This window comes from Azoarcus indigens (assembly GCF_004361735.1).
Lineage (GTDB): Bacteria > Pseudomonadota > Gammaproteobacteria > Burkholderiales > Rhodocyclaceae > Azoarcus > Azoarcus indigens.
The window spans coordinates 214,011-227,764 of the sequence record NZ_SNVV01000005.1; the positions used below are offsets into that span (position 1 = coordinate 214,011).

Consider the following 13,754-nt stretch of genomic DNA (forward strand, 5'->3'; position numbering starts at 1 on the left):
ATGGCGGAGCGCCGCTTGAGTGACTGGCTGCGCGAGGCCGCCGACGGCAGCCTCACGCTCACCCTCCATATCCAGCCGGGTGCCAAGCAGACCGGCTTCGCCGGCCCGCACGGCGAGGCGATGAAGCTGCGCCTGGCCGCGCCGCCGGTGGACGGCAAGGCCAACGCCGCGCTGTGCGCTTTCCTCGCCGAATTCTGTGGCCTGCCCAAATCGGCAGTCGAGCTGGTGAGCGGCGAGACCTCGCGGGCGAAGCGGATCCGCCTGCGCGGGGCCGGGGCAGACGCGCGCGCTCGGCTGCGCGCGCTCGGCTGAGGCCGGGGCACTCCGCTTTTCTTTCTTCCAGTTGTGCCTGTATCGGCGTAAGCCGAGGCTTTTTGCCGCCCCTTCTGTCCGCTGTTCTCTCCATGGGGTGATACCTCAGCCGCAGACATCCATTGGCAGGCGGACAGGCCGGCGCCTGGTTTTCACCTTTGGGTCAGCCCCGGCCGTGGTGTTCTCAGAACGTCGTGCATGCAATCTAGGGTTGTTTCTGGCCTTTCATGCTATTTTTCCATGCACGCTATTGGTACGTCCTGCTGCGGTGCAGCACCGTAACTGTGCGTGAGCCCACGGGAAGTCCGCTTTTGTATCAGCGCAAAACAATGCAATCGCTGGATCTGTGGCGATTAATCATCGACTTGGAAAAAACATTAACAAAAGGTTAATTGCTGGCATGTTGCATGCAATCCGTAGGGGGCTTCCCTCGATTTCTCACCCCCTACGGAGGTCTTAGATGCTCTCTCTTCGCAAGCGCCTGCTCCCCTGGCTGGCCCTGGCCCCGATCGCGCTCGCCGCGTCCACTGGCGCCTGGGCGGAAACGGTTGCCCGCTACGGCATTTCCATGGCGGACATCCCCCTCACCACCGGCCAGCCCGACCGCGGAGCTGGCGCTTACCAGTTCACCGGCCACACCCTGTACGACCCGCTGATCGCCTGGGAATCCAACGTCGGCGACCGTCCGGGCAAGCTGATCGCCGGCCTGGCCACCGAGTGGAAGCCGGACGCCAAGGATCCGAAGAAGTGGCTGTTCACCCTGCGCCAGGGCGTGAAGTTCCATGACGGTTCCGCCTTCGACGCCGATGCGGTGATCTGGAACCTGGAGAAGGTGCTGAACGACAAGGCGCCGCAGTTCGATGCCAAGCAGAGCGCCCAGGTGCGCCCGCGCATCCCGTCCATCGCCTCCTATCGCAAGGTGAATGCGACCACCGTCGAGATCACCACCAAGGAACCGGACGCGCTCTTCCCCTACCAGCTGCCCTGGTTCCTGATCGGCAGCCCGGCGCAGTGGGAGAAGATGGGCAAGGACTGGAACAAGGTTGCCTCCCAGCCCTCCGGCACCGGCCCCTTCAAGCTGGACAAGCTGGTGCCGCGCGAGCGTGCCGAGCTGGTGCGCAACGCCGACTACTGGGACAAGAGCCGCGTCGCCAAGACCGACCGCATCGTGCTGCTGCCGATTCCGGACGCGGTGACCCGTGGCAACGCGCTGCTGAACGGCCAGGTGGACATCATCGAGACGCCGGCGCCGGACATGGTGCCGCAGCTGCAGGCGGGCGGTTTCAAGATCGTCAAGAACGTGACTCCGCACGTCTGGCCCTACCACTTCAGCACCTACCAAGGCTCGCCCTGGACCGACATCCGGGTGCGCAAGGCCGCCAACCTGGCGGTGGACCGCAGCGCCATCGTCCAGCTGCTGAACGGCCTCGGCCAGCCGGCCAAGGGCCAGGTGGACGCGACCAGCCCCTGGTTCGGCAAGCCTTCCTTCGACATCAAGTACGACCTGAAGACCGCCAAGGCGCTGATGGCCGAAGCCGGCTACTCGCCGCAGAAGCCGCTGAAGGCCAAGGTGATCATCGCCCAGGGCGGCACCGGCCAGATGCTGTCGCTGCCGATGAACGAGTTCGTCCAGCAGAGCCTGGCCGAGGTCGGCATCCAGGTCGAGTTCGAAGTGGTCGAGCTGGAGAACCTCTACCTGCACTGGCGTTCCGGCGCCAAGGGCGACATCAACGCCAGCAAAGGCATCACCGCGATCAACCTCGGCTACGTCACCGCCGACCCGTTCTACGGCATCACCCGCTTCGTCAACAGCAAGTACGTGGCGCCCAACGGTGTGAACTGGGGCGGCTACGCCGACAAGGAAGTGGACGCCAAGATCGAGCAGCTGAGCACGACCTTCGACGTGCCGACGCAGAACAAGCTGCTGGCCGACATCCACCAGAAGATGGTGGACGACGCCCTGATGCTGTGGGTGGTGCATGACGTCAATCCGCACGCCCTCTCGCCCAAGGTGAAGGAGTTCATCCAGGCGCAGCACTGGTTCCAGGACCTGACCACGATCCGCATGTAAGACCACGGGCCGGCGCGGCGCCGCTGCTGGCGGCGCGCCGGCGGGCGGCGGTGCCGCCGCCCTTTCCCGACACCGAATTTCCGAGGCCTTCCCATGTTTGCCTACATCATCAAGCGTCTGCTCTACGCGGTGCCGATCGCGCTGGCGGTGACGCTGGTGGCCTTCCTGCTGGTGCACATTGCGCCGGGCGACGCGCTCAACGCCATCGCCCCCGCCGACGCGCCGGCCGAGACCATCGCCGCCCTCAAGGCCGCCTACGGACTGGACCGGCCGCTGCCGGTGCAGTACGGCCTGTGGCTGGGGCGCGCGCTGCAGGGCGACCTCGGCGCTTCCATCGCCACTGGCCGCAGCGTCACCAGCGAAGTCATGGCGGCGGTGGGCAACACCCTTTCCCTGGCCGGCGTGGCCGCCATCATCGGTGTGCTCGCCGGCTGTGTGCTCGGTGGTATCGCCGGCTACCGCCACGGTGGCTGGGTGGACCGCATCGCCACCTTCATCTCCGTCATCGGCGTCAGCGTGCCCCACTACTGGCTGGGCCTGGTGCTGACCATCGTGTTCTCCATCACCCTGGGCTGGCTGCCGGCCATGGGCGCCGGGCCGGAAGGCGGCTGGTTCCTGGATGGCGCGCACCTGCCCTACATCGTGCTGCCGGCGCTGACCATGGCGGTGGTGCCCATGGGCATCCTCACCCGCACGGTGCGCGCGGTGGTGGTGGACATCCTGGCGCAGGACTTCGTCCAGGCGCTGCGCGCCAAGGGCCTGGGCAACCGCCGCATCTTCCGCCATGTGGCGAAGAACGCCGCACCCACGGTGCTGGCGGTGGCCGGCCTGCAGCTGGGCTACCTGATGGGCGGCTCCATCCTGATCGAAACCGTGTTCGCCTGGCCGGGCACCGGCTTCCTGCTGAACACCGCCATCTTCCAGCGCGACCTGCCGCTGCTGCAGGGCACGCTGCTGGTGCTGTGCCTGTTCTTCGTCCTGCTCAACCTGCTGGTCGACATCGCCCAGCCCTTCATCGATCCGCGCATGCGGCGGACCTGAGGACCACGCCATGTCACTCGCCCTGGATGCCGGCAGCGCGCCGGCCACCCTTCCCGCACAGCGCTCGCGCGGCTACTGGTCGCGGGTGCTGCGGCGCCTGTCGCGCGACCCGGTCACGCTGGCCTGCGCGGCCATCCTTCTCCTCATCCTGCTGGCGGCGGTGTTCGCGCCGCTGATCGCGCCGGCCGACCCCTTCAAGGGCAGCATGATCAAGCGCCTGCAACCCATAGGCGCCGAAGGCTTCCTGCTCGGCACCGACGAGCTCGGCCGCGACATGCTCACCCGCCTCATCTATGGCGGCCGCCAGTCGCTGCTGATGGGCGTGCTGCCGGTGGTGCTGGCCTTCGGCATCGGCACCACCATAGGCGTCATCGCCGGCTACGTCGGCGGCCGGGTGAACATGGTCATCATGCGCACCCTGGACGTGTTCTACGCCTTCCCCTCGGTGCTGCTGGCGGTGGCCATTTCCGGCGCGCTCGGCGCCGGCCTCAACAACTGCCTGCTGGCGCTCACCCTGGTGTTCGTGCCGCAGGTGACGCGGGTGGCGGAGAGCGTCACCACCCAAGTGCGCCAGCTCGACTACATCGAGGCGGCGCGCATGAGCGGCGCCGGGCCGTGGATGATCGTGCGCGAGCAGGTGCTGGGCAATGTGCTCGGCCCGGTCTTCGTCTATTCCACCGGCCTCATCAGCGTCTGCATGATCCTGGCCTCCGGCCTCTCCTTCCTCGGCCTGGGCGTGAAGCCGCCGGAGCCGGAGTGGGGCCTGATGCTCAACACCCTGCGCCCGGCCATCTTCCAGAACCCGCTGGTGGCCGCGCTGCCGGGGGCGATGATCTTCATCACCTCCATCTGCTTCAACCTGCTCGCCGACGGCATCCGCTCGGCGATGGACATCCGGAGCTGACGCCATGAGCGCGCTAGAACAATCCGCCGTCGCCGACCGCGGCGGCCCTGCCCAGCCGCTGTTGAGCGTCAAGGGCCTGCAGAAGCACTTCCCGGTGCGCGAGAGCGGCGCCCTGCCGTGGGTGAAGAAGGGCCCGGCGCGCAAGGTGCACGCGGTGGACGGCGTGGATTTCGCCGTCGCCAAGGGCGAGACCCTGGGCATCGTCGGCGAGTCCGGCTGCGGCAAGAGCACCACCGCGCGGCTGATCGCCCGCCTGATCGACGCCGACCAGGGCAGCCTGGTGTTCGACGGCGAGGGCGTGGCCGAATTCGGCGGCATGGCGCTGAAGGACTACCGCCGCAACCTGCAGATGGTGTTCCAGGATTCCTTCGCCTCGCTCAACCCGCGGCTGACCATGGAAGAGGCCATCGCCTTCGGTCCGCGCGCCCACGGCCTGCCGGCCAAGGAGGCGAGCGCACGGGCGCGGGCGCTGCTGGCCCGCGTCGGCCTCGCGCCGGAGCAGTTCGGCGGCCGTTACGCCCACGAGCTGTCCGGGGGGCAGCGCCAGCGGGTGAACATCGCCCGCGCGCTGGCCTTCGAGCCGCGCCTGCTGATCCTGGACGAAGCGGTGGCGGCGCTGGACAAGTCGGTGCAGGCCCAGGTGCTCAACCTGCTGCGCGAGCTGAAGGAAGAGCGCGGCCTCACCTACCTCTTCATCTCCCACGACCTGCATGTGGTGCGCTACTTCAGCGACCGGGTGATGGTGATGTACCTCGGCCAGGTGGTGGAGATCGGCCCGGTGGAAGCCATCTACGGTGCCGCCCGCCATCCCTACACCGGCGCGCTGCTGTCGGCGGTGCCCTCCATGGACCCGGCCAACCGCACCCAGCGCTCGCCGCTGGCGGGCGATCCGCCCAACCCGATCGATCCGCCGGCCGGCTGCCGCTTCCGCGACCGCTGCGTGAATGCGCGCGCCGTCTGTGCCGAGCAGGCACCGCGCATGCTGCCGCTGGATGCCGACGGCCGCCACTTCGCCCGCTGCCACATGAACGACCCCGCCTCCGGCTACGCCAGTTCGGCGCCGGCGGCCAACCCGGAGGCTGTGCAATGAGCAAGCCCCTACTCAGCGTGCGCGACCTCAACGTGCGCTTCCACGGCGAACGCAACGCCAGCGCCCTGAACGGCGTCAGCTTCGATCTCGCCGAGGGCGAGGTGCTCGGCCTGCTGGGCGAATCCGGCTCCGGCAAGAGCGTCACCCTGCGCACCCTGCTGAAGCTGCATCCGCCGGCGCGCACGAGCATGAGCGGCCAGATCCGCGTCGGCGACACCGACGTCATGGCGCTGCAGGGCCGCGCGCTGGAGCAGTACCGCGGCGGCATGGTGTCCATGGTGTTCCAGGACCCCGGCTTGGCTTTCGACCCGCTGTACACCGTGGGCGAGCAGATCGTCGAAACCATCCGCGCCCATGAGCGCATCGACGCCGATACCGCCCGCGCCCGCGCGCTGGAGCTGATGGAGCGGGTGCAGATTCCGCAGGCCCGCCGGCGGCTGGACGCCTACCCCTTCGAGATGTCCGGCGGCATGCGCCAGCGCGCCATGATCGCCCTCGCCTTGGCCTGCCGCCCCAGGCTGCTGCTGGCGGACGAGCCCACCACCGCGCTGGACGCCACCGTGCAGATCCAGGTGCTGTTGCTGCTGCGCGAGCTGCAGCGGGAGTTGGGCATGTCGGTGATCTTCGTCACCCACGACATTGGCGCCGCGGTGGAAGTCTCCGACCGCCTGGCGGTGATGTATGGCGGCCGCATCGTCGAGGAAGGCAGTGTGGCCGACGTCGTGCAGCGCCCCGCCCATCCGTATACTGCCGGCCTGCTCGCTTCCACTGTGGTGGATGTGCCGCGCGACCAGGCGCTGCCGGCGATTCCCGGCGCGCCGCCGGACCTCGCCGCGCTGCCGCCCGGCTGTGCCTTCGCCCCGCGTTGCGCCCATGCGAGCGCCCAATGCCGCGAGCAGGTGCCGGCGCTGCAGGCGATGGCGGGCGACGAACGCCACCGCGCCGCTTGCTGGCACGCCTTGCTGCAGCCGGCCCACGCCTGAGGGAGACCATGGAAAACGCGCCCGAAACCGTAGACAAATCCCGCGGCCGCCTCACCGACGAGGTATGCAAGCGCATCGCCGACGACATCGTCCTCGGCCACTTCGCACCGGGCGCGCGGCTGGAGGAGTACGCGCTGGCGGAGCGCTACGGCGTCTCGCGCACGCCGGTGCGGGAGGCCATCAAGCTGCTCGCCATCTCCGGCCTGGTGGTCTACAAGCCCAACCGCGGCGCCTCGGTGGCACAGATGACGCCGGAGCAGCTGGACTACACCTTCGAGGCCATCGGCGAACTTGAAGCCGCCTGCGCCCGCCATGCCGCGCTGCGCATGAACGAGGCCGAGCGCGCCCGGCTGGCGGCGCTGCACGAAGCCAGCCGCGCCGCGCTGCAGAGCCGCGACATGGAAACCTACTCAGCGCTCAACGTCGAGTTCCACGAGCTGATCATGGACGCGGCGCACAACCCGGTGCTGAAGGAGGTGACCGCGGCGCTGCGCACCCGTGTTACCCCCTTCCGCCGCACCCAGTTCCGCGATTTCGAGCGCATCGGCGCCTCCTTCGCCGAGCACGCCACCATCGTCGAGGCGCTGCTGGCGGGCGATGCGCTGGGCGCTTTCCGGGAGATGCGTGCCCATCTGCTCTCCGCCCGCAGCGCCTCCCAGCGGCTGTCGCCGCTGTGGGGCAAGGGCGAGGCCGTCTGAGGTGGACCGGCATGCGGCCGTGCGGTGCTTGAAGTGATGACCCCAAGGGCGGCAGCGGGCCGCCGATGACAACAGAGCAACAGAGAGACGAGCAATGAAAGTCCTTACCGCCTTCCCCGGGCGCATGGCGCCAGCCGCCGGCCGCCTGCGCTTTCCCCAGAGCCTTTTCCTTGCCGCCATGCGGCGGGAGGCCGGGCGATGAAGCATTTCAAGTTCGACTGGTTCATGAAGGGCATGGTGGTGGCGGTGCTGCTGGCCAGCCTCTGGCCGGAGCCCGGCGCCCACGGCGGCTGGCTGCAGCCGGAACTGCTCAACAAGATCGGCGTGGCGCTGATCTTCTTCCTCAACGGCCTGGGCCTGAGCTTCGCCGCGCTGCGCCAGGGCACCGCCCAATGGCGGGTGCACCTGCTGGTCCAGGGCATCACCTTCGGCCTCTTCCCCATCCTCGGCCTCGGCATCCTCTTCGTCACCCAGGGCTGGATGAAGCCGGACCTGCAGCTGGGCTTCTTCTACCTGTGCGCGCTGCCCTCCACCGTGTCGTCCTCGGTGGCGCTCACCGCGGTGGCCAAGGGCAACGTGCCGGTGGCGGTGTTCAATGCCACCCTGTCCAGCCTGCTGGGCGTGGTGCTGACGCCGCTGTGGCTGGGCCTGGTGATCGGCCACAGCGGGGCGGAGTTCCCGGTGGGCGAGGTGATGCTGGACTTGTGCCTGTGGCTGCTGCTGCCGCTGGCGGTGGGCCAGCTCTCCCGCCCGCTGCTGGGCGCCTGGGCGCACCGGCACAAGAAGCGGCTGGCGCTGGTGGACCGCATCACCATCCTGGTGCTGGTCTATACCTCCTTCGCCGATTCGGTGGCCCAGGGCGTGTGGTCCCACTACGGCATCGCCGCGGTGCTGGAGGCGGCGGTGGGGTCGGCGCTGGTGTTCTGCGGGGTGATCTACGCGGTGAATGCGCTGTGCCGCGCCATCGGCATCGCCGAGCCGGAGCGTTACGCCGCGGTGTTCTGCGGCTCGAAGAAAACGCTGGCTTCCGGCGTGCCCATGGCCCAGCTGATCTTCGGCGCCAACCCGGCGCTGGGCCTGATCCTGCTGCCCATCATGATCTACCACCCCTTCCAGCTCGCCGTCGGCGGCGTGCTGGCGCAGAAGTGGGCGAAGGAGCGGGAGCAGGCGGAGGGCGAGGCGGCGAGCGCAACTGCGAAGGCGGCTGGCTGACCGTCATGCGGGAGTCGGGGCGGGCGGCGTGGCCGCCCCGACTGCCGGCAATAAACGAAGAACGGACTCCTCGTGGAGCCCGTTCTCATTCACGGCATTGATCGCGCGAGCGCGCTTCAGCCGCCGTACATCACCTGACCCTCAACCAGGGTGTAGCGCACCTGGCCGGGCAGCTCCAGGCCGAGGAAGGGCGTGTTCTTGCCCTGGCTCTTCAGCGCATCGCGGTTTACCGGGGTGTAGGCCGCCGGGTCGAACACGCAGACGTCGGCACGGGCGCCGACGCCGAGGTGGCCGGCTTTGGTGATGCCGACGATGGCGGCGGCGTCCGAGGTGATGCGCGCCAGCGCCTTCAGCAGCGGCACGCCGGCCTCGGTGGCCCACTTCAGCGTCAGCGGCAGCAGCAGTTCCATGCCGGTGGCGCCGGCTTCGGATTCGGAGAAAGGCGTCTGCTTGCCGTCGTCGTCCACCGGGGTGTGGTCGGAGCACAGGGCGTTGATGCGGCCGTCGGCCAGGCCCTGCACCAGCGCTTCGCGGTCGCGCTGGCTGCGCAGCGGCGGCACCAGGTGGCAGTTGGCGTTGAAGTAGCCGATGTCCATGTCGGACAGGTGCAGGTGGTTGATGGAGACGTCGCAGCTCACATCCATGCCTTCGGCGCGGGCCTGGTCCACCAGGGCGAGGCCGGCGGCGCTGGAGAGGCGGGTGACATGCAGCCGGGCGCCGGTGATCTTGGCCAGCTGCAGGTAGGTGTAGAGCGCCACGGTTTCCGCTGCCACCGGGATGCCGGGCAGGCCGAGGCGGCTGGCGACTTCGCCGTCGTGGGCGTAGCCGCCGCGGGCGAGGAAGGGGGCGATGGGCTGCAGCCAGACGCGGAAGCCGAAGGTGGCGGCGTACTGCATCGCCCGCATCAGCACCATGTTGTCGACGATGGGCACGTTGGCCTGGCTGAAGGCGACGCAGCCGGCCTCCACCAGCTCGGCCATCTCCGACAGGCGCTCGCCCTTTAGGCCCAGCGTCAGCGCGCCGACCGGGTAGATATGGGCGCGGTTGAGCTTCTTGGCGCGGTAGCACAGCATTTCCACCAGGCCGGGCTCGTCCAGCACCGGGTCGGTGTCCGGCGGAATGGCGAGGCTGGTGATGCCGCCGGCCATGGCGGCTTCCATCTCGGTTTCCAGCGTGGCGAGGTATTCGAAGCCGGGTTCGCGCAGGCGGGCGGCGATGTCGATGAGGCCGGGGCAGACGACGAGGCCCTCGGCCTCGACCACCCGGTCGGCCTCGAAGCCGGCGGGGGCGCTGCCGAGGCCGACGATGCGGCCGTCGGCGATGTAGACGTCCTGGACGCGGTCGACTTGGTTGGCCGGATCGATGAACCGGCCCTTGGCGATCTGAATTCTCATCCCTTGTTCCCTTACTGTCCCGCGAGCATGCTCATCACCGCCATGCGCACGGCGATGCCGAAGGTGACCTGGGGCAGGATCACCGCCTGGGCGCCATCGGCCACCGCGGAGTCGATCTCCACGCCGCGGTTCATCGGGCCCGGGTGCATGACAATGGCGTCGGGGCGGGCCAGCGCCAGCTTCTCCTGCGTCAGGCCCCAGATCTTGTAGTACTCCTGCGGCGTGGGCAGCAGGGCGCCGTTCATGCGCTCGTTCTGCAGCCGCAGCATCATCACCACGTCCACATCCCTGAGGCCCTCGCTCATGTCGTGGAACACGCGCACGCCGAGCTTCTCGACCTCGGTGGGCAGCAGCGTGCGCGGGCCTATCACCCGCACCTCCGGCACGCCCAGCGTGGTCAGCGCGGCGATCTGGGAGCGGGCGACGCGGGAGTGCAGCACGTCGCCGACGATGGCCACCACCAGGTTGGAGAAGTCGCGCTTGTAGTGGCGGATGGTGTACATGTCCAGCAGGCCTTGCGTGGGATGCGCATGGCGACCGTCGCCGGCATTGACCACGTGGATGTGGTCGCGGGCAGTGGCCTGCAGGTGCTGGGCGATGAGCACCGGCGCGCCGCTGGCGGCATGGCGCACGACGAACATGTCGGCCTGCATCGCACACAGGTTGTCCACCGTGTCCAGCAGGCTCTCGCCCTTGGCGGTGGAGCTGGTGGAGACGTTGAGGTTCACCACGTCGGCGGACAGGCGCTTGGCGGCGATCTCGAAGGTGGTGCGGGTGCGGGTGGAATTCTCGAAGAACAGGTTGAAGATGCTCTTGCCGCGCAGCAGCGGCAGCTTCTTCACCTCGCGCTCGGCCACTTCGGTGAAGGGCGCGGCGGTGTCGAGGATGGCGGTGATGACGTCGCGCGGCAGTCCGTCCAGCGTCAGCAGGTGCTGCAGCTCGCCATGCTTGTTCAGTTGGGGGTTACGCATCGATCAGCCTCAGGGTCAGCGTGCCGTCCTCCTCGCGTTCGAGCTGGAGGTTCTGGCTGGCGGGAAGGGGTTCCGGCAGGGTGAGGGCGCAGTAGCGGGCGGCGATGGGCAGTTCGCGGTCGCCGCGGTCCACCAGCACCGCCAGTTCGACGCGGGCGGGACGGCCGAAGTCGAACAGCTCGTTGAGCGCGGCGCGGGTGGTGCGGCCGGTGTAGAGCACGTCGTCCACGATGATCACCGGCGCGCCTTCCACCGCGAAGGGGATCTCGGTGCGCTGGGGCTGCGGATGCAGGCCGCGGGCGCCGTAGTCGTCACGGTAGAAGGAGACGTCGATGGCGCCTGGCGGATGGGAGAGCCCCAGTTCCTGCTGCAGGCGCTCGGCCAGCCACACCCCGCCGGTGTGGATGCCGACGAGCACGGTGTCGGGCGTGACATGGGGGCGCATCTGCGCGGCGAGTTGCCGGCAGAGCGTTTCAGCGTCAGGCAGTTGCATGTCGGGTTGAGTCCAGGAAGTGTTGCAGGATCAGTTGCGCGGCAACGGCATCCACCGCCGCTTTGCGGCCGCGCCAGTCGCGCACGCCGGCTTCGCGCATCTCGGCGTCGGCGGCGGCGGAGGACAGGCGTTCGTCCACCGTCGCCACCGGCAGGTTGAAGCGGCCGTGCAGCTGGTTGGCGAAGCGGCGGCAGCGGGCGGTGAGCTCGTGCGGCGTACCGTCGAGGTGGGTGGGCAGGCCCACCACCAGCGCGACCGGCTTCCACTCTTCGAGCAGGCGCCCGATGGCGGCGAAGCGGTCGTTGTTGCTCTCTTCGTGCAAGGTCAGCAGGGCGCTGGCCTGGCCGGTTTCCAGCTCGCCGACGGCCACGCCGATGCGGGCGAGGCCGAAGTCGAAACCGAGTACCGTGCCGCGTGGCGGCTGCGAAACGGGATGGAACGAGGCGGAGACCGGGGCGCCCGGATCAGGCATGCCCGGCAACCTCGCTGAGCTTGGCGAAGTCGATGCCCAGCTTCTGCATCGCCGCCACCAGCCGCTCTTCCGGCGGCAGGTCGAAGACGATGGCCATGTCGGCCTCGACGGTGAGCCAGGCGTTGTCGGCGATCTCCTGCTCCAGCTGGCCGGCGGCCCAGCCGGCGTAGCCCAGGGTGATCAGCACTTCGCCTGGTTGGCCGTTGCTGCCGATGGATTGCAGGATGTCGCGGCTGCTGGTGAGGCCGACGTCGTCGTTCACCCGCAGCGTGGAGTGCCAGTCGCCGGAGGGCCGGTGCAGCACGAAGCCGCGGTCGGTCTGCACCGGGCCGCCGAAATACACCGGCTGGGCGGCGAAGCCCTCGGCTTCCAGCGGCAGCTCCACCCGCTCGAACAGCGCGGCGACGGTCATGTCGATCGGGCGGTTGATGATGATGCCCAGCGCGCCCTGCTCGTTGTGTTCCGCGATGTAGGTGAGGGTGCGGGAGAAATGGGGATCGGCCATGTTGGGCATGGCGATCAGGAAGTGGTGCGTGAGGTTGGCCGTGGGCGTTTCCATGCGCGCCATTTTACGCCGTCGCCGCGGCGGATGTGCGGGGAAGCGCTGCGCGGGCGGCCGACGCATAATCGCGGTCCCGCGCCCCCGGCGCCCGAGCCCCGTCACGCCATGTCCTCCGCCCTCGTCTGGTTCCGCCGCGATCTGCGCAGTTTCGACCATGCCGCCCTGTACCACGCGCTGCGCGCGGCGGACCGGGTGTACTGCGCCTTCGTTTTCGACACCGAGATCCTGGATGCGCTGCCCGGCCGCTGCGACCGCCGGGTGGATTTCATCCACGCCGCGGTGGTCGAGCTGGACGCGGCGCTGCGCCAGCTGGCGCAGCAGGCGGGCGCGGCCGGCGGCGGGCTGGTGGTGCGCCGCGGCCGCGCCGACGAGGAAATTCCCAGGCTGGCGAGCGAGCTGGGTGTCGCCATGGTATTCGCCAACCGCGATTACGAGCCGGCGGCCATCGCCCGCGACGGCCGGGTGAGCGCGGCGCTGGCGCAGGCGGGCATCGGCTTCGCCGATCTCAAGGATCAGGTGATCTTCGAGCGCAACGAGGTGCTCACCCAGACTGGCCAGCCCTACAGCGTGTTCACGCCCTACAGCAAGGCCTGGCTGAAGCAGCTGGATGACTTCCAGGTGCGCGCCTATCCGGTGGAGAAGTACGCGGCGGCATTGGCTGCGCCGCCGGTGGACAGCGGTGTGCCGACGCTGGCCGACATCGGTTTCAGTGCCAGCGATAGCGATGAGCTGCGCCTGCCCACCGGCATGCGCGGCGGCCGCAGCCTGTTCGAGGATTTCCGCGGACGCATGGGCCGCTACCAGCGCGCGCGGGATTTCCCGGCGGTGAAGGGCGTGTCCTATCTTTCCGCCCATCTGCGCTTCGGCACCGTCTCCATCCGCGAACTGGCCGGCCATGCCTGGCGCGAGGGCGGCGCGGGGGCGGAAACCTGGCTGAAGGAGCTGATCTGGCGCGATTTTTACCAGATGATCCTGTGGCACCGGCCGGACGTGGTGGACCACGCCTTCCGCCCGGAGTACGAGGCCATCCGCTGGGACGATGCGCCGGCACTGTTCGATGCCTGGCGCCAGGCGCGCACCGGCTATCCGCTGGTAGACGCGGCGATGCGCCAGCTCAGCAGCAGCGGCTACATGCACAACCGCCTGCGCATGGTCACCGCCTCCTTCCTGACCAAGGATCTGGGCGTGGACTGGCGCCTGGGCGAACGCCATTTCGCCGAGCTGCTGCTGGACTACGACCTGGCGGCGAACAACGGCGGCTGGCAGTGGGCGGCCTCGACCGGCTGCGATGCCCAGCCCTGGTTCCGCATCTTCAATCCGGTGACGCAATCCGAGAAGTTCGACCCGGAGGGCAAGTTCATCCGCCGCTACCTGCCAGAGCTGGCCAGGGTGCCAGACAAGTTCATCCATGCGCCGTGGAAGATGGGCGGCGTGGACCAGAGCGTGGCCGGGGTGCGCATCGGCGTGGATTATCCGGCGCCGGTGGTGGACCACGCCGAGGCCCGCGAGCGGACGCTGGCGCGCTTCGGCATGCTGGCCAGGGAGTGAACG

The 13,754-nt window shown here is 68.9% G+C and carries 14 protein-coding genes; 9 read left to right on the forward strand and 5 right to left on the reverse strand.

Translation table 11 applies throughout. The annotated features are described in order from the left end of the window. From C7389_RS08210 to C7389_RS08245, 8 genes are all read left to right on the forward strand, one after another. A complete protein-coding gene (locus C7389_RS08210; protein WP_133590201.1) occupies positions 1-312 on the forward strand; it encodes a DUF167 domain-containing protein in 312 nt (103 codons plus the stop codon). A 460-nt stretch (positions 313-772) separates the two neighbouring features. Next, entirely contained in the window at positions 773-2,383 is a 1,611-nt protein-coding gene (locus C7389_RS08215; RefSeq protein ID WP_133590203.1) for an ABC transporter substrate-binding protein, read from the forward strand. Positions 2,384-2,476: 93 nt separating this feature from the next. Next, the gene (locus tag C7389_RS08220) at positions 2,477-3,424 is read left to right on the forward strand and encodes an ABC transporter permease (protein WP_133590205.1); all 948 of its coding nucleotides are present in this window, start codon (positions 2,477-2,479) and stop codon (positions 3,422-3,424) included. Between the two features lie 10 nt (positions 3,425-3,434). Further along, positions 3,435-4,328 carry an ABC transporter permease gene (locus C7389_RS08225; RefSeq protein WP_133590207.1) on the forward strand — a complete coding sequence of 298 codons (894 nt, stop codon included), beginning with the start codon at positions 3,435-3,437 and terminating at the stop codon, positions 4,326-4,328. Between the two features lie 4 nt (positions 4,329-4,332). Further along, positions 4,333-5,418 carry an ABC transporter ATP-binding protein gene (locus C7389_RS08230; protein ID WP_133590209.1) on the forward strand — a complete coding sequence of 362 codons (1,086 nt, stop codon included), beginning with the start codon at positions 4,333-4,335 and terminating at the stop codon, positions 5,416-5,418. After that, on the forward strand, positions 5,415-6,401 hold the full coding sequence (locus tag C7389_RS08235; protein WP_133590211.1) for an ABC transporter ATP-binding protein: 987 nt from the start codon (positions 5,415-5,417) through the stop codon (positions 6,399-6,401). Before C7389_RS08230 ends, C7389_RS08235 begins: the two co-directional genes overlap by 4 nt. 8 nt (positions 6,402-6,409) lie before the next feature. Further along, on the forward strand, positions 6,410-7,099 hold the full coding sequence (locus tag C7389_RS08240; RefSeq protein ID WP_133590213.1) for a GntR family transcriptional regulator: 690 nt from the start codon (positions 6,410-6,412) through the stop codon (positions 7,097-7,099). A gap of 198 nt (positions 7,100-7,297) precedes the next feature. Next, complete coding sequence (locus tag C7389_RS08245) at positions 7,298-8,311, forward strand: bile acid:sodium symporter family protein (protein ID WP_133590215.1); 1,014 nt, start codon at positions 7,298-7,300, stop codon at positions 8,309-8,311. Between the two features lie 116 nt (positions 8,312-8,427). On the opposite strand, the gene C7389_RS08250 is transcribed toward C7389_RS08245, so the two are convergent. The 5 genes from C7389_RS08250 to C7389_RS08270 are packed head-to-tail and all read right to left on the reverse strand — an operon-like array spanning position 8,428 to position 12,200. Then, complete coding sequence (locus tag C7389_RS08250; protein WP_133590217.1) at positions 8,428-9,705, reverse strand: dihydroorotase; 1,278 nt, start codon at positions 9,703-9,705, stop codon at positions 8,428-8,430. Positions 9,706-9,716: 11 nt separating this feature from the next. Further along, entirely contained in the window at positions 9,717-10,676 is a 960-nt protein-coding gene (locus C7389_RS08255; protein ID WP_133590219.1) for an aspartate carbamoyltransferase catalytic subunit, read from the reverse strand. Then, positions 10,669-11,169, reverse strand: coding sequence for a bifunctional pyr operon transcriptional regulator/uracil phosphoribosyltransferase PyrR (gene pyrR, locus C7389_RS08260; RefSeq protein ID WP_133590221.1), 501 nt, complete (start codon positions 11,167-11,169; stop codon positions 10,669-10,671). The genes C7389_RS08255 and pyrR overlap by 8 nt, the downstream gene beginning before the upstream one ends. After that, positions 11,156-11,641 carry a Holliday junction resolvase RuvX gene (gene ruvX / locus C7389_RS08265; protein ID WP_133590223.1) on the reverse strand — a complete coding sequence of 162 codons (486 nt, stop codon included), beginning with the start codon at positions 11,639-11,641 and terminating at the stop codon, positions 11,156-11,158. The genes pyrR and ruvX overlap by 14 nt, the downstream gene beginning before the upstream one ends. Next, positions 11,634-12,200, reverse strand: coding sequence for a YqgE/AlgH family protein (locus tag C7389_RS08270; RefSeq protein WP_133590225.1), 567 nt, complete (start codon positions 12,198-12,200; stop codon positions 11,634-11,636). The genes ruvX and C7389_RS08270 overlap by 8 nt, the downstream gene beginning before the upstream one ends. Before the next feature lie 108 nt (positions 12,201-12,308). On the opposite strand from C7389_RS08270, the gene C7389_RS08275 reads away from it, so the two are divergent. Further along, a complete protein-coding gene (locus tag C7389_RS08275; protein WP_133590227.1) occupies positions 12,309-13,751 on the forward strand; it encodes a cryptochrome/photolyase family protein in 1,443 nt (480 codons plus the stop codon). Positions 13,752-13,754 lie beyond the last annotated feature (3 nt).